Source organism: Rhizobium sp. BK008, assembly GCF_014197345.1.
Lineage (GTDB): Bacteria > Pseudomonadota > Alphaproteobacteria > Rhizobiales > Rhizobiaceae > Rhizobium > Rhizobium anhuiense.
The window spans coordinates 1,936,847-1,952,638 of record NZ_JACIFK010000001.1 but is presented as its reverse complement, the minus strand read 5'-3'; the positions used below and the strand labels follow the sequence as shown (position 1 = coordinate 1,952,638).

Below are 15,792 nucleotides of genomic sequence, written 5' to 3'. Positions count from 1 at the left end.
AGAGAAGTTCGGAGAATAAGAAAATGTTGCAGCCAAAGCGTACCAAGTACCGCAAGCAGTTCAAGGGCCGCATCAAGGGCGTCGCCAAGGGCGGTTCTGACCTGGCATTCGGCGAATTCGGCCTGAAGGCTCAGGAACCCAACCGCGTCAACGCGCGCGAGATCGAAGCGGCCCGCCGCGCGATCACGCGTTATATGAAGCGCGCCGGCCGTGTATGGATCCGCGTGTTCCCGGACGTTCCGGTAACCGCAAAGCCGACCGAAGTCCGTATGGGTAAGGGTAAGGGCTCCGTTGAATACTGGGCATGCAAGGTCAAGCCCGGCCGTATGATGTTCGAGATCGACGGTGTCAGCGAAGAAATCGCCCGCGAGGCGCTTCGTCTCGGCTCTGCCAAGCTCTCGGTCAAGACGCGCTTCGTTCAGCGCATTGCAGAGTAAGGGATTGAGCTCATGAAAGCCTCAGATGTTCGCGGGTTCACCGCCGACCAACTCAAGGACGAGCTTGCCAAGCTGAAGAAGGAGCAGTTCAACCTGCGCTTCCAGAAGGCGACCGGCCAGCTCGAAAAGTCCTCGCGCATCAACGAAGTCCGCAAGGACATCGCCCGCGTGAAAACCATTGCCCGCCAGAAGGCGGCAGAAGTTAAGGCCTAAAGGAAGAAAAATATGCCGAAGCGCATCCTGCAGGGCGTCGTCGTTGGCGACAAGAACGAGAAGACGGTAGTGGTTCGTGTCGAGCGTCGTTTCGCTCACCCGCTGCTCCAGAAGACCGTTCGTCGTTCCAAGAAGTACAAGGCCCACGACGAGAACAACCAGTACAAGATCGGCGATACCGTATCCATCGAGGAATGCGCGCCGATTTCCAAGGACAAGCGTTGGACGGTGATTTCCGCCCAGGGCAAGTAACAGAATTTTGTGCGAGGCCTTGCGTCTCGCCGAAATATCTGTATGAAGCAGCGTCAGAACGCTCGAATGCCGGGCGTTCTTTTGCTTTGAGCGCACGGAAGGTCCCGTTCGGGAAACCACCCTGGCACGATCGACCCCGCGCTATTCAGCTATTGCCGCGTCTGTGTTGCCGTCATGGCAGCTCGGCCGGCGAAAATTTTCATAAGCCGGAGTAGGGGGCTAGCCCAACCATTCCGGTAAACCAAGAAGGCGACCTGATATGATTCAGATGCAAACAAACCTCGACGTCGCGGATAATTCCGGCGCACGTCGTGTCATGTGCATCAAGGTGCTGGGCGGCTCGAAGCGCAAGTATGCCTCGATCGGCGACGTCATCGTCGTTTCGATCAAGGAAGCGATCCCGCGCGGCCGTGTGAAGAAGGGTGACGTGATGAAGGCGGTTGTCGTTCGTACCGCCAAGGATATCCGTCGTCCGGATGGCTCCGTCATCCGCTTTGACACCAACGCAGCAGTCCTCATCGACAACAAGAAAGAGCCGATCGGCACCCGTATCTTCGGACCGGTTCCGCGCGAACTTCGCGCCAAGAACCACATGAAGATCATCTCGCTGGCTCCCGAAGTACTGTAAGGAGCGAAGCGATGCAGAAGATTCGTAAGGGCGACAAGGTCGTCATGCTCGCTGGCAAGGACAAGGGCCGCACCGGCGAAGTTGTCCAGGTCATGCCAAAGGAAGATCGTGCCGTCGTTCGTGGCGTCAACGTCGTCAAGCGCCACCAGCGCCAGACGCAGACCCAGGAAGCCGGCATTATCAACAAGGAAGCCTCGGTTCACCTGTCCAACGTTGCAATCGTCGACAAGGACGGTAAGCCGACCCGCGTCGGTTTCAAGGTTGTTGACGGCAAGAAGGTCCGTGTGGCCAAGCGTTCTGGAGAAGTGATCGATGGCTGAGGCAAAATACGAGCCACGGCTCAAGAAGGAATATGTCGAGCGCATCCGCAAGGCGATGCAGGAGCAGTTCTCCTACGCCAACGAGATGATGATTCCGAAGCTCGACAAGATCGTGATCAACATGGGTGTTGGCGAAGCGACCGCTGACTCGAAGAAGCCGACGGTTGCTGCCGCCGACCTCGCAGCGATCGCCGGCCAGAAGCCGGTCATCACCCGCGCACGCAACTCTATCGCAGGCTTCAAGGTCCGCGAACAGATGCCGATCGGCGCCAAGGTTACCCTTCGCGGCGCCCGCATGTACGAGTTCCTGGACCGTCTCGTGAACATCGCGCTCCCGCGCGTTCGCGACTTCCGCGGCCTGAACCCGAAGAGCTTTGACGGCCGTGGCAACTTCGCCATGGGCATCAAGGAGCACATTGTGTTCCCTGAGATCAACTACGACAAGGTTGATCAGATGTGGGGCATGGACATCATCGTTTGCACGACGGCGACGACCGACGACGAAGCACGGGCTCTTCTGAAAGAGTTCAGCTTCCCGTTCCGTCAATAACCGTAACGACGAGCGTAGAAAAGGAACCTGACATGGCGAAGACAAGCGCAGTTGAAAAGAACAAGCGCCGCCGTACTACGGTCGCCAACCAGGCCGCTAAGCGGGCTGCGTTGAAGGCGATCATCATGAACCAGGCTCTTCCGATCGAAGAGCGGTTCAAGGCCTCGATCAAGCTGGCATCCCTGCCGCGCGATGGATCGAAGACCCGTATTCGCAACCGTTGCGAAGTCTCGGGGCGTCCGCGCGCATATTACCGTAAACTGCGCATGTCGCGTATCGCGCTGCGTGAACTCGGCAATCTCGGCAAGGTGCCGGGCATCGTCAAGTCGAGCTGGTAAGGAGCAGGTTACATGACAATGACTGATCCGTTGGGCGATATGCTCACCCGCATCCGCAACGGCGCTTCCCGCCGCAAGTCGTCGGTCTCGACGCCTGCGTCCAAGCTCCGTGCGCGTGTTCTCGATGTCCTGCAGTCCGAAGGCTACATCCGTGGCTATTCCGTTGTCGATTTCGGCAATGGCAAGTCGGAACTCAGCATCGAGCTGAAATATTATGAAGGCGCATCGGTGATCCGTGAGATCGGCCGTGTGTCCAAGCCGGGCCGCCGGGTTTATGTCTCGGTCAAGTCCATTCCGCAGGTCGCGAACGGTCTCGGCATCACCATCCTTTCGACTCCGAAGGGTGTGATGGCCGATCACCAGGCTCGCGAACAGAACGTTGGCGGCGAGGTTCTTTGCTCGGTCTTCTAAGATCGGGCAGGGGTCTCCATAGCGAACAGACAGGATAGAAACATGTCTCGTATCGGTAAAAAGCCCGTTCAGGTACCTGCTGGGATCACGGCTACGGTCGATGGTCAGAAGGTGACTGCAAAGGGTCCGAAGGGCGAGCTGTTTTTCGTTGCTAACGACGAAATCAGCCTCAAGCTCGAAAATAACGCGGTCGTCGTAACGCCGCTCAGCCAGACCAAGGATGCACGTTCGAAGTGGGGCATGTCCCGCACGATGATCGAAGGCATCTTCAAGGGCGTCAAGGACGGTTTCGAGCGCAAGCTTGAAATCAACGGCGTTGGTTACCGCGCCTCCATGCAGGGCAAGAACCTGCAGCTGGCTCTCGGTTTCAGCCACGACGTGATCTATGAGCCGCCGGTCGGTATCTCGATCGCTGTTCCGAAGCCGACTGAAATCATCGTCAGCGGCATCAACAAGCAGCAGGTCGGCCAGGTTGCCGCCGAAATCCGCGAATATCGCGGTCCCGAGCCTTACAAGGGCAAGGGCGTCAAGTACGCCGACGAGCGGATCGTCCGCAAAGAAGGCAAGAAGAAGTAAGGATCACGCGAAATGGCTAGCAGGAAAGAAGCACTTGCACGTCGTGCCAACCGCGTGCGCCGTCAACTCAAGTCGGTGGCCAATGGCCGTCCGCGCCTGTCGGTTCATCGCTCCTCGAAGAACATCTACGCCCAGGTCATCGATGATGTGGCCGGCAAGACGCTCGCGTCTGCCTCCACCCTCGAAAAGGATCTGCGCGGTTCTCTGAAGACCGGTGCCGATACCGCCGCCGCTGCCGTCGTAGGCAAGCTCGTTGCCGAGCGCGCCTCCAAGGCCGGTGTTACGGAAGTCGTGTTCGACCGTGGCGCCTTCATCTATCACGGCCGCATCAAGGCTCTCGCCGAAGCGGCCCGCGAAGGCGGTCTCACCTTCTGATCAGTTTCCGGCCGGACGCTTACAGCGCCGGCCGGATTTTCGCCGGACCGCAGGCACTTCCCGAAAGGGGAGGCTGATGCGGTCCACATGTGTTTGCCGATTGCACCCGGAAAAGAAAAAGGAAGAGGACAATGGCACAGGAAAGAAGGCCGCAGCGGGAAGACCGCCAGAGCCGTGAAGAGCGCGATAGCGAATTCGTCGACAAGCTGGTCGCGATCAACCGCGTCGCCAAGGTCGTCAAGGGCGGCCGTCGTTTTGGTTTCGCAGCACTCGTCGTCGTCGGCGACCAGAAGGGCCGCGTCGGCTTCGGCCATGGCAAGGCACGTGAAGTGCCGGAAGCCATCCGCAAGGCAACCGAAGCCGCCAAGCGCGAACTGATCTTCGTACCGCTGCGTGACGGCCGTACGCTGCATCACGACGTCCATGGCCGCCATGGCGCCGGCAAGGTTCTGCTGCGTTCGGCCAAGGTCGGTACCGGCATCATCGCCGGCGGTCCGATGCGCGCCGTATTCGAAACGCTCGGCATGCACGACGTCGTCGCCAAGTCGACCGGTTCGTCGAACCCCTACAACATGGTTCGCGCCACCTTCGACGCTCTGAAGCACCAGGTTCACCCGAAGGACATCGCAGCTCAGCGCGGCATCAAGTATGCAACGCTGCAGGCTCGTCGTAGCGCCTCCGGCAACGCCTCTGAAGAATAAGAGGAGTTTGACAGATGGCCAAGGCTACCAAGAAAGCTGAAGCGAAGACTGTCACGATCGAACAGATCGGCAGCCCGATTCGCCGTCCGGATGTTCAGCAGCGCACGCTGATCGGTCTCGGACTGAACAAGATGCACCGTCGCCGCACGCTGGAGGATACTCCTTCGGTTCGTGGCATGATCCGTGCTGTCCAGCATCTCGTTCGCGTTGTCGACGAGAAGTGAGACGGAGGAAACGCTCATGAAACTGAATGAAATCAAGGACAACGAAGGCTCGACCCACAGCCGCAAGCGTCTCGGCCGCGGTATCGGCTCGGGCTCGGGTAAGACCGGTGGTCGCGGCGTGAAGGGTCAGAAGTCCCGCTCGGGCGTCGCCATCAACGGCTTCGAAGGCGGCCAGATGCCGATCTATCGTCGCCTGCCGAAGCGCGGCTTCAACAACATTTTCGCTTCCGATTTTGTTGTCGTGTCGCTCGGCCGTATCCAGGCGGCAATCGACGCCGGCAAGCTCGACGCCAAGGCGACCGTTGATGCAGCTGCCCTCAAGGCCGCTGGCGTCATCCGTCGCCCCAAGGACGGCGTTCGCGTTCTCGCCGATGGCGAGCTCAAGGCCAAGGTGACGATCGTCGTTGCAGGCGCCTCCAAGCCTGCCGTCGAGAAGATCGAAAAGGCCGGCGGCACCGTGACGCTGCTTTCGGCTCCGGCTGCAGCCGAATAATAATCTGATGATATATCGCCCGGGGTGCTTCACACCGGGCGATTTTGCTCCCATATGTGGGCCTCACAAAAACTTGGCTGGCGCGCCCGCGTCATGCCGGTAAGACTAAAACGAGGGTGAGGCATGGGGTTGCATTGCAATCCGTTCTGAACCCGGTTTTGAATAATTTTCATACTGATTCCGGGGCCGGCCTATCCCCCAGAGACGCCGGAATTGGTAGCGCGGAGAAACGCATGGCTTCTGCAGCGGAACAATTGGCATCCAACCTCAATTTTTCGACCTTTGCCAAAGCCGAGGATTTGAAGAAGCGCTTGTGGTTCACACTGGCAGCTCTCCTCGTCTACAGGCTCGGCACCCATATTCCGCTTCCGGGCCTCAATCCCGAAGCCTATGCCCAGGCTTTCCGCGGCCAGGCAGGCGGCATTCTCGGCCTTTTCAACATGTTCTCGGGCGGCGCCGTTCAGCGCATGGCGATCTTCGCGCTCGGCATCATGCCCTATATCTCTGCTTCGATCATCGTGCAGCTCATGACCTCGGTCGTGCCGGCGCTCGAAAACCTCAAGAAGGAGGGCGAGCAGGGCCGCAAGATCATCAACCAGTATACCCGCTACGGCACCGTCATCCTCGGCGCGCTGCAGGCCTACGGCATTGCCGCCGGTCTTGAGAGCGGCCAGGGCCTCGTCGTCGATCCGGGCTGGTTCTTCCGTGTTTCCACCGTTCTGACGCTGCTCGGCGGCACGATGTTCCTGATGTGGCTCGGCGAGCAGATCACCTCGCGCGGCATCGGCAACGGCATCTCGCTGATCATCTTCGCCGGCATCGCCGCCGGTCTCCCGACGGCCCTTGCCGGCACGCTCGAGCTCGGCCGCACCGGCGCGCTGTCGACCTTCCTCATCCTGCTCGTCATCATTGTGGCGATCGGCGTCATCGGCGTGATCGTTTTCGTCGAGCGTGCGCAGCGCCGGCTGCTGATTCAGTATCCGAAGCGCCAGGTCGGCAACCGCATGTTCCAGGGCGATACCTCGCACCTGCCGCTGAAGCTCAACACCTCGGGCGTCATCCCGGCGATCTTCGCCTCCTCGCTGCTGCTGCTGCCGGCAACGCTTGCGGGCTTTGCCAACACCACGGCTATGCCCTCCTGGGCGACGTCGATCGTCGCGGCGCTGGGCCACGGCCAGCCGCTCTACATGGTGCTCTACGCGGCGCTGATCGCCTTCTTCGCCTTCTTCTACACGGCCATCGTCTTCAATCCGAAGGACACGGCCGACAATCTGAAGAAGCATGGCGGCTTCATTCCCGGCATCCGTCCGGGCGAGCGCACTGCCGAATATATCGACTACGTGCTGACCCGCATCACGGTGATCGGCGCGATCTATCTCGTCTTCGTCTGCATCCTTCCGGAGATCTTGGTGTCGCAAACCGGCATCCCATTATCCCTTGGTGGGACTTCGCTTTTGATCGTGGTTAGCGTAACTCTTGATACGGTTGCACAGATCCAGGGTCACCTGATCGCGCAGCAATACGAAGGCCTGATCAAGAAATCGAAGTTGCGTGGAGGAAAGAGGGGGCGATGAGACTTATCCTTTTGGGGCCGCCGGGCGCGGGTAAGGGAACCCAGGCCCAGCGGATCGTGGAAAAGCACGGCATTCCGCAGCTTTCCACGGGAGACATGCTGCGTGCAGCGGTCAACGCCGGTACGGATGTCGGCAAGCGCGCCAAGGCGGTCATGGACGCCGGCAAACTCGTCTCGGATGAGATCGTCATCGCCATCGTTTCCGAGCGAATCGATCAACCCGATTGCGCCAATGGCTTCATTCTTGACGGTTTCCCGCGGACGCTCGTCCAGGCGGATGCCACCGAGGCGATGCTGAGGGCAAAGGGTCTCGGCCTGTCCGTCGTCATCGAATTCCGTGTCGATGATGCCGAACTGATCCGCCGTGTCGCCGGTCGTTATTCCTGCGCGCAGTGCGGCAGCGTCTATCACGATAGCGATAAGGTTCCGGCTGCCGAAGGCGTGTGCGACAAGTGCGGTTCGACGCACTTCAAGCGCCGTCCCGATGACAATCCGGAGACCATGACGGCTCGGCTGCAGGTCTACTACAAGGAAACCTCGCCGCTGATCGGTTATTACCATGCCAAGGGCAAACTCAAGTCCGTGGACGGCATGGCGGACATCGATCAGGTGACTGCCGAGGTCGAAAGCATTCTTTCCAAGCTTTAAGGCTTTGAAAATAAACTTGGCGGAACGGTTGCTTTTCAGCAGTGATTCCGCTAAACACCGCGCCAACTCGCGACATTCCATGCGATCGGCGCGGATTTCCCAGGGAAGTCCGGGTGCGGTCGTTTTGACATGTTACGGACGTAAATCTGAACGGGCGGTTCTAAAGACCGCATAACGAAGCCCACTTGCCGGATGGCAACTGGAATGCAAGGAGAACAGGCGTGGCACGTATCGCTGGCGTCAACATCCCGACTGCGAAGCGCGTTGTTATTGCGCTGACCTACATTCACGGGATCGGTCCGAAATTCGCACAGGAAATCGTCGAGAAGGTCGGTATCCCGGCTGAACGTCGTGTGCATCAGCTGACGGACGCAGAAGTCCTTCAGATCCGCGAAGCCATTGACCGCGACTATCAGGTCGAAGGCGATCTTCGTCGCGATACCGCGATGAACATCAAGCGCCTGATGGACCTCGGCTGCTACCGCGGCCTGCGTCATCGCCGCGGCCTTCCGGTCCGCGGCCAGCGCACGCACACCAATGCCCGCACCCGCAAGGGCCCGGCAAAGGCAATCGCTGGTAAGAAGAAGTAATTTCCGGGAAACCGGGGTAGGGAGGCTGGCGGTCTGCGCCGGCCTCTTTTGAGTTTGGAGCGGGACCATATAGGCGCCGTTCCGGTGTAGCCGCTGGCATTACGGCGGTGAAGAGATCAACGAAAGGAATACCATGGCTAAGGAAGCCGTCCGCGTTCGCCGTCGCGAGCGCAAGAATATCTCGTCGGGTGTCGCTCACGTCAACTCGACCTTCAACAACACGATGATCACCATCACCGACGCGCAGGGCAATGCGATCGCATGGTCGTCGGCTGGCGCAAAGGGCTTCAAGGGCTCGCGCAAGTCGACCCCGTTCGCCGCCCAGATCGCTGCCGAAGACTGCGCCAAGAAGGCCCAGGAACACGGCATGAAGTCGCTGGAAGTCGAAGTCTGCGGTCCGGGTTCGGGTCGTGAATCGGCTCTGCGCGCGCTCCAGGCTGCAGGTTTCATGATCACGTCCATCCGCGACGTGACCCCGATCCCGCACAATGGCTGCCGTCCGCGCAAGAAGCGCCGCGTCTGATCATCGCTCTCGTCACCGGTGAGCGCCTGCGCGCTCCCGGTGGTTTTCAAGCTCGGTTGCCACGATTGGATGGTGGCAACGAACGGAAGGCAAACTCATGATTCAGAAGAACTGGCAGGAACTGATCAAGCCGAACAAGGTGGAGTTCTCCTCGAGCTCGCGCACCAGGGCGACGCTCGTTGCCGAACCGCTGGAGCGCGGCTTCGGCCTCACCCTCGGCAACGCGCTGCGTCGCGTTCTGCTCTCCTCGCTGCGCGGTGCTGCCGTCACGGCGGTGCAGATCGACGGCGTGCTGCATGAATTCTCCTCGATTCCGGGCGTCCGCGAAGACGTGACGGACATCGTGCTCAACATCAAGGAAATCGCCATCAAGATGGATGGCGACGACGCAAAGCGCATGGTCGTGCGCAAGCAGGGCCCGGGCGTTGTTACGGCTGGCGACATTCAGACGGTCGGCGATATCGAAATCCTCAACCCCGAGCATGTCATCTGCACGCTCGACGAGGGCGCCGAAATCCGCATGGAGTTCACCGTCAACAACGGCAAGGGCTACGTTCCGGCCGAGCGCAATCGTGCGGAAGATGCTCCGATCGGTCTCATCCCGGTCGACAGCCTCTACTCGCCGGTCAAGAAGGTGTCCTACAAGGTTGAAAATACCCGCGAAGGACAGGTTCTCGACTACGACAAGCTGAACATGACCATCGAAACCGATGGCTCGATCACCGGCGAAGACGCCGTCGCTTTTGCGGCGCGCATTCTCCAGGATCAGCTTGGCGTCTTCGTCAACTTCGACGAGCCGCAGAAGGAAACCGAAGAGGAAGCAGTCACCGAACTCGCTTTCAACCCGGCTCTCCTCAAGAAGGTAGACGAACTCGAACTGTCGGTCCGTTCGGCAAACTGCCTGAAGAACGACAACATCGTCTACATCGGCGACCTCATTCAGAAGACCGAAGCAGAAATGCTCCGCACGCCGAATTTTGGTCGCAAGTCGCTGAACGAAATCAAGGAAGTTCTCGCTTCCATGGGCCTGCACCTCGGCATGGAAGTGCCGGCATGGCCGCCCGAGAACATCGAAGATCTCGCCAAGCGTTACGAAGACCAATACTGAGAAAACAAAAGGCAGGCTCTTTCGGCTGCCTTTCCCCGTCAAACAGCAGGCCGATCGCCTGCATGTGCCAGGAAACGGCAGGCCCATTTAGCGTAAGGGCACCTGCATTAAAGGAGAATAGCAATGCGCCATGGTAAAGCCGGCCGCAAGCTGAATAGAACTGCAAGCCACCGCAAGGCGATGTTCGCCAACATGGCGGCTTCGCTGATTACCCACGAGCAGATCGTCACGACCCTGCCGAAGGCCAAGGAAATCCGTCCGATCGTCGAGAAGCTCGTCACGCTCGGCAAGCGCGGCGACCTGCATGCTCGCCGCCAGGCGATCTCGCAGATCCGCGATGCTGCCGTCGTTTCGAAGCTGTTCGACACGATCGCAACGCGTTACGCCACCCGCAACGGCGGCTACCTGCGCATCATGAAGGCCGGCTTCCGCCAGGGCGACAATGCCGCCATGGCCGTTGTCGAATTCGTTGATCGCGACACCTTCGCCAAGGGCGCAGCCGACAAGGCCCGCGTCGCTGCCGAAGAACAGGCCGTCGCCGCTTAATCTTCCGCTTCGGCGGAAACAAGACAGCCGGGCTGCAAAGCCCGGCTGTTTTTGTTTGTGCGCCGGCGGACAGCCTTCGCTTGATAATTCGATATCTGCACCTCGGCCGTCCAACCGGCGGAAATTGAGATAGGACAGGTCATTGCGCGCAATTATTCAAACTCGCTCTCGAGCGCAGTTCCTGCGTCTCGCAGCCCTGCTTCTTGTCATCGTCCTCGGGCTGGCGCTCCGGCGCTTTGGCTATGCGGCCGATCTGCCCTTCGTCGTCGTCAAATATGGCGGATCGGCGCTCTGGGGCGCGATGGTCTATCTGCTGGTGTCACTCATAGCCGCAAGGTCACGGCGGGCGGTCATTGCCGTCACAGCGCTGCTCATCGCGATCTCCGTGGAACTGTTCCGCCTCTATCATGCGCCCTGGCTCGACGCCTTTCGGCTGACCACGGCGGGCGCCCTGTTGCTTGGCCGGATGGATATTTTCGTTTTGGAATATGCTGGCTTATGCCATCGGCATCGCCGCAGCCTGCGCCTTCGATCCCGCCCGTCGGTGAAGCGTCCTCGGCGGTCGTTTGCGCCTCACGAAGCTGACGCCACTGCGCGATTGCGCGCCCGTCCGTGGCCCTTCTTCCTGTTGCGTGCGATCGGCCGGTAGGAGCGGTAGAGGATGAGCGCGATGATCAGCCCGACATAGATATATTGCTCGAGGTCGAGGATCTTGGTCGAGAGCGCGAAATGCAGCGCTCCGCTGGCGGCGATGATGTAGATCAGGCGATGCAGCCAGATCCAGTTCTTGCCGAGGCGGCGGATCGAGAAATTATTGGATGTCAGCGCCAGCGGAATGAGCATGGCAAGGGCTGCCATGCCGAACATGATGAAGGGGCGCTTCAGCACGTCGTTGATGACGGCAGAGATATCCATGGCCTGGTCGAGCACCATGTAGACGGTGAAATGCATTAGCGCGTAGTAGAAGGTCAGCAGGCCCAGCGCGCGGCGATAGCGCAGATAATTCCAGCCGAAGAGCTCGCGGGCCGGGGACACGGCAAGTGTTGCGATCAGGAAGCGGATCGTCCAGATGCCGAGGAAGAGCTCGAAGGTCTTGACTGGATCGGCGCCGAGCTGATCGGTCGCGCCGAGATAGAAAGTCCAGGCCGCAGGCACCAGCCCGACGACGTAGAGCAGCCAGACGGAGGCGGGTTGCCAGCGCTTGGGGATGGCGAGCGACAGTTCCGCCATCAGAAATTCGCCTTCAGATCCATGCCGGCATAAAGACCCGCCACCTCGTCGGCATAGCCGTTGAAGGGCAGGGTGGGATGGCGGCTCGCACCGAAGAAGCCGCTTTCGCCGATGCGCCGCTCGCTCGCCTGGCTCCAGCGCGGATGATCGACATCAGGGTTGACGTTGGCGTAGAAGCCGTATTCCTGCGGATTGGTCACCTGCCAGGTATTCTTAGGCTGCTGGTCGGTGAGCGTGATCTTGACGATCGATTTGATGCCCTTGAAACCGTATTTCCACGGCACGACGAGGCGGATCGGCGCGCCGTTCTGGTTCGGCAGCGTTTCGCCATAGAGCCCGACGGCAAGCAGCGTCAGCGGATGGCGCGCTTCGTCGAGGCGCAAACCTTCGACATAGGGCCAGTCGAGCGACTGGAAGAAGCCCTTCTGCCCCGGCATTTCTTCCGGCCGCACGACGGTTTCGAAGGCGACGTATTTGGCGCTGCCGAGCGGTTCCACCTTGTCGAGCAGCGATGCCAGCGGAAAACCGTCCCACGGGATGACCATTGACCAGGCCTCGACGCAGCGCATCCGGTAGGTTCGTTCCTCGATCGGGAATTCCTTCATCAGCGCCTCGATGTCGAAGGTGCCGGGCTTGTTGACCATGCCGTCGACCTTGACCGTCCAGGGCAGCGGCTTGAAATCGCCGGAAAGAGCTGCGGGATCGCCCTTGTCGAGGCCGAACTCATAGAAGTTGTTGTAGGTCGTGACATCCTTGATCGGCGTCGGCTTCTCGTCGACCTTATACTTGCTCTGGACGGCGGAAAGCGCCGCAGCACTCGCCTTGCCGGCGCTGTAGAGCGCCACGGCGCCAAGCGCTGCCGCGCCGAGGAATTCACGACGCCGCACATAGATCTGGCGCGGCGTTATCTCCGATGACGCGATCTTCTGCGGGCGATAGCTTGGCATGACGAAACCTCCTGGGCGGATCTGTGAAATATAGTCTTAAACGAACCACCCGCACACTCGGATGAGTGTCTAAGCCTTGAATATTACCGACGGGAAGCCAATTTTTTGTGTTCGGCCGTGATGGAATAGGCTGTAACGAAACATCGCGCCGAACCGTATATGATCGATGGGCTCGTGGCGCTTTGCCGATGGCGTACCGGATTTGAGCTTCCCGGTAGTGACAGCCCCCGTCGATTGGATTAGGACAATTCCAAAAAGCAGCGTTTGCCCGGCCTGCAGGCTCCATGCCGCCCCGCTTCGCCTGATAATTCCGCCACGTTGAGGAAGACACCGATGCCAGCTTACCGTTCCAGAACCACGACCCATGGCCGCAACATGGCGGGCGCCCGCGGCCTTTGGCGCGCCACGGGCATGAAGGATTCGGATTTCGGCAAGCCGATCATCGCGGTGGTGAATTCCTTCACCCAGTTCGTGCCCGGCCACGTACACCTGAAGGACCTCGGCCAGCTGGTCGCCCGCGAGATCGAAGCGGCCGGTGGTGTCGCCAAGGAATTCAACACGATCGCCGTCGATGACGGCATCGCCATGGGCCATGACGGCATGCTCTATTCGCTGCCCTCGCGTGAGCTCATCGCCGACAGCGTCGAATATATGGTCAATGCCCATTGCGCCGACGCCATGGTCTGTATCTCCAACTGCGACAAGATCACTCCCGGCATGCTGATGGCGTCGCTGCGCCTCAACATTCCCACAGTCTTCGTCTCCGGCGGTCCGATGGAAGCCGGCAAGGTCGTGCTGCACGGCAAGACGCATGCGCTCGACCTCGTCGATGCCATGGTTGCCGCGGCCGACGACAAGATCAGCGACGAAGACGTCCAGACCATCGAACGCTCGGCCTGTCCGACCTGCGGCTCCTGCTCCGGCATGTTCACCGCCAATTCGATGAACTGCCTGACGGAAGCGCTCGGCCTGTCGTTGCCCGGCAACGGCTCGACGCTCGCCACCCACGCCGACCGCAAGCGGCTCTTCGTCGAGGCCGGCCATCTGATCGTCGATCTCGCCCGCCGCTATTACGAGCAGGACGACGTCAAGGCGCTGCCGCGCACCATCGCTTCCAAGCAGGCTTTCGAGAATGCCATGGCGCTCGACATCGCCATGGGCGGCTCGACCAATACGGTCCTGCACATCCTTGCCGCCGCCCATGAAGGCGAGGTCGATTTCACCATGACCGATATCGACGCGCTGTCGCGCCGCGTGCCGTGCCTGTCGAAGGTCGCGCCCGCCAAGAGCGATGTGCACATGGAAGACGTCCACCGCGCCGGCGGCATCATGTCGATCCTCGGCGAGCTCGACAAGGGCGGTCTCTTGAACCGCGATTGCCCGACCGTCCATGCCGAGACGCTGGGCGACGCGATCGATCGCTGGGATATCACCCGCACCAATAGCGAGACTGTCCGCAAATTCTATCGCGCCGCTCCGGGCGGCATCCCGACCCAGGTCGCCTTCAGCCAGGAGGCCCGCTGGGACGAGCTCGACACCGATCGCCAGAACGGCGTCATCCGTTCGGTCGAACATCCCTTCTCGAAAGATGGTGGCCTCGCCGTGCTCAAGGGCAACCTTGCGATCGACGGCTGCATCGTCAAGACGGCCGGCGTCGATGAATCGATCCTGAAATTCTCCGGCCCCGCCCGCGTCTTCGAAAGCCAGGATGCCTCCGTCAAGGCGATCCTTTCCAACGAGGTCAAATCAGGCGACGTCGTCGTCATCCGCTATGAAGGCCCGAAGGGCGGCCCCGGCATGCAGGAAATGCTCTATCCAACGAGCTATCTGAAGTCGAAGGGCCTCGGCAAGGCCTGCGCCCTCATCACCGACGGCCGCTTCTCCGGCGGCACCTCCGGCCTGTCGATCGGCCATGTCTCACCGGAAGCGGCCAATGGCGGCATCATCGGCCTGGTGCGTGAAGGCGACATGATCGACATCGACATCCCCAACCGTACGATCAGCCTGCGCGTCAGCGAAACCGAACTTGCCGCCCGCCGCGCCGATCAGGACGCCAAGGGTTGGTACCCGGTCGAAGTCCGCAAGCGCAACGTCACGACCGCGTTGAAGGCCTACGCCGCCTTCGCAACGAGCGCCGATCGCGGCGCCGTGCGCGATCTGAACGCCCGTTGAGGCATCTCAACCGATTACCTGCTGATTAAAAGTCAGCGGCTCTACCAACCGGTCGCTTTCACAGCGGCCGGTTGATGTTTTTATAGGTCTCGCCGAGTTGCTTCAGCCGCTCGTCATAAGCAGCCTTGATGCAGGTCGCATCTGCCCCGCATTCCTGCCGTTTCTTCAGCCAGGCCGTCTGTTCGTCCTGCAGCGTGCCGCGCGAGCCCATCGCCAGCACGCCGGAGAGCAGATCGAAGGTCGTCACCATCTGCACGTCGGCATCGTTGAGCGCGCGGTTGTCGCAGATCGCCTTTTCATCCGGCTTCAATTCTTTCGCGTCGCAATCGAAACTGGCCGCCTGTGCCACGGGCGATGCGAGGAGCAGGGTCGCAAAGCCGAAGGCTGCCGTCATCATTCTTGTCATCATCATGCATATGTTCCCGTTGGTGCCGTTCAGGCGAGCCTGCTGAGTGCCAGAGCCAGGAAGATGATGCAGGCGAGCCAGACGGCAAGGATGAAGATCATTCCGAGACGACTGGAGGGGCGCTCGATGCGCTTGGCCGCCTCCGTGCGGAGCTCGATCATCACCTCCACCGGCACGAGCCGGATAGCCAGCATGATGCCGAGCGGCACGATCAGGAGATCGTCGAGATAGCCGAGCACGGGAATGAAATCGGGGATGAGATCGATCGGCGACAGCGCGTAGGCGGCAACAGTGCCGGCCACCGTTTTGGCATGCCAGGGCACGCGTGGATCGCGAGCGGCAAACCAAAGGGCCACGATGTCACGCTTCAGTGACTTCGCCCAGAGTTTGGCTTTCGATATCAGTTGCATGGCCAATCTTCCTGAATCAAATTCACAATGACTTCAACCGGTTTCCGAGGCGTCCTCTTGCCTTATTCTTCCATGCTTCCGCCCTCTTTCCTTTCTAGCGTCGGGCCGCAGAACAGGACGA

Annotated in this window: 24 protein-coding genes and 1 pseudogene; 21 read left to right on the top strand and 4 right to left on the bottom strand. The window is 60.3% G+C overall.

All coding sequences use genetic code 11. The features are described 5' to 3' along the window. The first annotated feature begins 23 nt into the window (after nucleotides 1-23). From rplP to FHT69_RS09530, 20 genes and pseudogenes are all read left to right on the top strand, one after another. Nucleotides 24-437: a 50S ribosomal protein L16 gene (rplP, locus tag FHT69_RS09625; RefSeq protein ID WP_003573792.1), complete on the top strand. Its 414-nt coding sequence runs from the start codon at nucleotides 24-26 to the stop codon at nucleotides 435-437. Nucleotides 438-449: 12 nt separating this feature from the next. After that, nucleotides 450-650, top strand: a complete 201-nt coding sequence (gene rpmC, locus FHT69_RS09620; protein WP_003547556.1) for a 50S ribosomal protein L29 — start codon at nucleotides 450-452, stop codon at nucleotides 648-650. A 12-nt stretch (nucleotides 651-662) separates the two neighbouring features. Beyond that, nucleotides 663-902 (top strand): 30S ribosomal protein S17, encoded by a 240-nt coding sequence (gene rpsQ, locus FHT69_RS09615; protein ID WP_003547557.1) that lies wholly within the window; start codon nucleotides 663-665, stop codon nucleotides 900-902. A gap of 259 nt (nucleotides 903-1,161) precedes the next feature. Beyond that, a complete protein-coding gene (gene rplN, locus FHT69_RS09610) occupies nucleotides 1,162-1,530 on the top strand; it encodes a 50S ribosomal protein L14 (RefSeq protein WP_003573790.1) in 369 nt (122 codons plus the stop codon). Between the two features lie 11 nt (nucleotides 1,531-1,541). Next, nucleotides 1,542-1,850 carry a 50S ribosomal protein L24 gene (gene rplX / locus FHT69_RS09605; protein ID WP_003587195.1) on the top strand — a complete coding sequence of 103 codons (309 nt, stop codon included), beginning with the start codon at nucleotides 1,542-1,544 and terminating at the stop codon, nucleotides 1,848-1,850. Continuing rightward, on the top strand, nucleotides 1,843-2,400 hold the full coding sequence (gene rplE / locus FHT69_RS09600) for a 50S ribosomal protein L5 (RefSeq protein WP_003573788.1): 558 nt from the start codon (nucleotides 1,843-1,845) through the stop codon (nucleotides 2,398-2,400). The genes rplX and rplE overlap by 8 nt, the downstream gene beginning before the upstream one ends. A gap of 32 nt (nucleotides 2,401-2,432) precedes the next feature. Beyond that, entirely contained in the window at nucleotides 2,433-2,738 is a 306-nt protein-coding gene (gene rpsN / locus FHT69_RS09595) for a 30S ribosomal protein S14 (protein WP_003573787.1), read from the top strand. Between the two features lie 12 nt (nucleotides 2,739-2,750). Next, a complete protein-coding gene (gene rpsH, locus FHT69_RS09590; protein WP_003547562.1) occupies nucleotides 2,751-3,149 on the top strand; it encodes a 30S ribosomal protein S8 in 399 nt (132 codons plus the stop codon). A gap of 42 nt (nucleotides 3,150-3,191) precedes the next feature. Next, complete coding sequence (rplF, locus tag FHT69_RS09585; RefSeq protein ID WP_029868125.1) at nucleotides 3,192-3,725, top strand: 50S ribosomal protein L6; 534 nt, start codon at nucleotides 3,192-3,194, stop codon at nucleotides 3,723-3,725. Between the two features lie 12 nt (nucleotides 3,726-3,737). After that, nucleotides 3,738-4,100, top strand: a complete 363-nt coding sequence (gene rplR / locus FHT69_RS09580; RefSeq protein ID WP_029868126.1) for a 50S ribosomal protein L18 — start codon at nucleotides 3,738-3,740, stop codon at nucleotides 4,098-4,100. 131 nt (nucleotides 4,101-4,231) lie between these two features. Next, the gene (gene rpsE / locus FHT69_RS09575; RefSeq protein ID WP_003573784.1) at nucleotides 4,232-4,801 is read left to right on the top strand and encodes a 30S ribosomal protein S5; all 570 of its coding nucleotides are present in this window, start codon (nucleotides 4,232-4,234) and stop codon (nucleotides 4,799-4,801) included. 14 nt (nucleotides 4,802-4,815) lie between these two features. Next, nucleotides 4,816-5,025 (top strand): 50S ribosomal protein L30, encoded by a 210-nt coding sequence (gene rpmD / locus FHT69_RS09570; protein ID WP_003547566.1) that lies wholly within the window; start codon nucleotides 4,816-4,818, stop codon nucleotides 5,023-5,025. A gap of 16 nt (nucleotides 5,026-5,041) precedes the next feature. Continuing rightward, complete coding sequence (gene rplO, locus FHT69_RS09565; RefSeq protein ID WP_029868127.1) at nucleotides 5,042-5,518, top strand: 50S ribosomal protein L15; 477 nt, start codon at nucleotides 5,042-5,044, stop codon at nucleotides 5,516-5,518. 233 nt (nucleotides 5,519-5,751) lie between these two features. After that, the gene (gene secY, locus FHT69_RS09560; protein ID WP_029868128.1) at nucleotides 5,752-7,092 is read left to right on the top strand and encodes a preprotein translocase subunit SecY; all 1,341 of its coding nucleotides are present in this window, start codon (nucleotides 5,752-5,754) and stop codon (nucleotides 7,090-7,092) included. After that, nucleotides 7,089-7,739 (top strand): adenylate kinase, encoded by a 651-nt coding sequence (locus FHT69_RS09555; RefSeq protein ID WP_029868130.1) that lies wholly within the window; start codon nucleotides 7,089-7,091, stop codon nucleotides 7,737-7,739. Before secY ends, FHT69_RS09555 begins: the two co-directional genes overlap by 4 nt. Before the next feature lie 221 nt (nucleotides 7,740-7,960). Then, nucleotides 7,961-8,329 (top strand): 30S ribosomal protein S13, encoded by a 369-nt coding sequence (gene rpsM, locus FHT69_RS09550; RefSeq protein ID WP_003573772.1) that lies wholly within the window; start codon nucleotides 7,961-7,963, stop codon nucleotides 8,327-8,329. A gap of 133 nt (nucleotides 8,330-8,462) precedes the next feature. Continuing rightward, a complete protein-coding gene (gene rpsK, locus FHT69_RS09545) occupies nucleotides 8,463-8,852 on the top strand; it encodes a 30S ribosomal protein S11 (protein ID WP_003547577.1) in 390 nt (129 codons plus the stop codon). A 97-nt stretch (nucleotides 8,853-8,949) separates the two neighbouring features. Further along, the gene (locus tag FHT69_RS09540; RefSeq protein WP_003547579.1) at nucleotides 8,950-9,960 is read left to right on the top strand and encodes a DNA-directed RNA polymerase subunit alpha; all 1,011 of its coding nucleotides are present in this window, start codon (nucleotides 8,950-8,952) and stop codon (nucleotides 9,958-9,960) included. A gap of 123 nt (nucleotides 9,961-10,083) precedes the next feature. Next, nucleotides 10,084-10,506: a 50S ribosomal protein L17 gene (gene rplQ, locus FHT69_RS09535; RefSeq protein WP_003573769.1), complete on the top strand. Its 423-nt coding sequence runs from the start codon at nucleotides 10,084-10,086 to the stop codon at nucleotides 10,504-10,506. Nucleotides 10,507-10,648: 142 nt separating this feature from the next. Next, a pseudogene (locus FHT69_RS09530) lies at nucleotides 10,649-11,054 on the top strand (DUF2809 domain-containing protein). A gap of 25 nt (nucleotides 11,055-11,079) precedes the next feature. Here the strand turns inward: FHT69_RS09530 and msrQ are convergent. Then, entirely contained in the window at nucleotides 11,080-11,736 is a 657-nt protein-coding gene (msrQ, locus tag FHT69_RS09525; protein WP_168332292.1) for a protein-methionine-sulfoxide reductase heme-binding subunit MsrQ, read from the bottom strand. Further along, nucleotides 11,736-12,683, bottom strand: a complete 948-nt coding sequence (gene msrP, locus FHT69_RS09520) for a protein-methionine-sulfoxide reductase catalytic subunit MsrP (RefSeq protein WP_183905273.1) — start codon at nucleotides 12,681-12,683, stop codon at nucleotides 11,736-11,738. Before msrP ends, msrQ begins: the two co-directional genes overlap by 1 nt. Before the next feature lie 333 nt (nucleotides 12,684-13,016). Here msrP and ilvD point away from each other — a divergent pair, with 333 nt between their 5' ends. After that, nucleotides 13,017-14,855, top strand: a complete 1,839-nt coding sequence (gene ilvD / locus FHT69_RS09515; RefSeq protein ID WP_063473380.1) for a dihydroxy-acid dehydratase — start codon at nucleotides 13,017-13,019, stop codon at nucleotides 14,853-14,855. A 58-nt stretch (nucleotides 14,856-14,913) separates the two neighbouring features. Here the strand turns inward: ilvD and FHT69_RS09510 are convergent, their stop codons facing one another. Both FHT69_RS09510 and FHT69_RS09505 read right to left on the bottom strand, forming a co-directional pair. Then, entirely contained in the window at nucleotides 14,914-15,267 is a 354-nt protein-coding gene (locus FHT69_RS09510) for a lysozyme inhibitor LprI family protein (protein WP_183905272.1), read from the bottom strand. 23 nt (nucleotides 15,268-15,290) lie between these two features. Then, nucleotides 15,291-15,671, bottom strand: coding sequence for a YkvA family protein (locus FHT69_RS09505; protein WP_029868136.1), 381 nt, complete (start codon nucleotides 15,669-15,671; stop codon nucleotides 15,291-15,293). Nucleotides 15,672-15,792 lie beyond the last annotated feature (121 nt).

Coding starts and splice junctions, on each gene's coding strand:
- rpsE (WP_003573784.1), top strand. CDS start 4,232: ATGGCACAGGAAAGAAGGCCGCAGCGGGAAGACCGCCAGAGCCGTGAA.
- rplQ (WP_003573769.1), top strand. CDS start 10,084: ATGCGCCATGGTAAAGCCGGCCGCAAGCTGAATAGAACTGCAAGCCAC.
- FHT69_RS09510 (WP_183905272.1), bottom strand. CDS start 15,267: ATGATGATGACAAGAATGATGACGGCAGCCTTCGGCTTTGCGACCCTG.
- msrQ (WP_168332292.1), bottom strand. CDS start 11,736: ATGGCGGAACTGTCGCTCGCCATCCCCAAGCGCTGGCAACCCGCCTCC.
- FHT69_RS09555 (WP_029868130.1), top strand. CDS start 7,089: ATGAGACTTATCCTTTTGGGGCCGCCGGGCGCGGGTAAGGGAACCCAG.
- rpsQ (WP_003547557.1), top strand. CDS start 663: ATGCCGAAGCGCATCCTGCAGGGCGTCGTCGTTGGCGACAAGAACGAG.
- rplX (WP_003587195.1), top strand. CDS start 1,542: ATGCAGAAGATTCGTAAGGGCGACAAGGTCGTCATGCTCGCTGGCAAG.
- secY (WP_029868128.1), top strand. CDS start 5,752: ATGGCTTCTGCAGCGGAACAATTGGCATCCAACCTCAATTTTTCGACC.
- rpsH (WP_003547562.1), top strand. CDS start 2,751: ATGACAATGACTGATCCGTTGGGCGATATGCTCACCCGCATCCGCAAC.
- rplE (WP_003573788.1), top strand. CDS start 1,843: ATGGCTGAGGCAAAATACGAGCCACGGCTCAAGAAGGAATATGTCGAG.
- rplR (WP_029868126.1), top strand. CDS start 3,738: ATGGCTAGCAGGAAAGAAGCACTTGCACGTCGTGCCAACCGCGTGCGC.
- rpsN (WP_003573787.1), top strand. CDS start 2,433: ATGGCGAAGACAAGCGCAGTTGAAAAGAACAAGCGCCGCCGTACTACG.
- rplO (WP_029868127.1), top strand. CDS start 5,042: ATGAAACTGAATGAAATCAAGGACAACGAAGGCTCGACCCACAGCCGC.
- ilvD (WP_063473380.1), top strand. CDS start 13,017: ATGCCAGCTTACCGTTCCAGAACCACGACCCATGGCCGCAACATGGCG.
- rpmD (WP_003547566.1), top strand. CDS start 4,816: ATGGCCAAGGCTACCAAGAAAGCTGAAGCGAAGACTGTCACGATCGAA.
- rplP (WP_003573792.1), top strand. CDS start 24: ATGTTGCAGCCAAAGCGTACCAAGTACCGCAAGCAGTTCAAGGGCCGC.
- rplF (WP_029868125.1), top strand. CDS start 3,192: ATGTCTCGTATCGGTAAAAAGCCCGTTCAGGTACCTGCTGGGATCACG.
- rpmC (WP_003547556.1), top strand. CDS start 450: ATGAAAGCCTCAGATGTTCGCGGGTTCACCGCCGACCAACTCAAGGAC.
- FHT69_RS09540 (WP_003547579.1), top strand. CDS start 8,950: ATGATTCAGAAGAACTGGCAGGAACTGATCAAGCCGAACAAGGTGGAG.
- rpsK (WP_003547577.1), top strand. CDS start 8,463: ATGGCTAAGGAAGCCGTCCGCGTTCGCCGTCGCGAGCGCAAGAATATC.
- FHT69_RS09505 (WP_029868136.1), bottom strand. CDS start 15,671: ATGCAACTGATATCGAAAGCCAAACTCTGGGCGAAGTCACTGAAGCGT.
- msrP (WP_183905273.1), bottom strand. CDS start 12,683: ATGCCAAGCTATCGCCCGCAGAAGATCGCGTCATCGGAGATAACGCCG.
- rplN (WP_003573790.1), top strand. CDS start 1,162: ATGATTCAGATGCAAACAAACCTCGACGTCGCGGATAATTCCGGCGCA.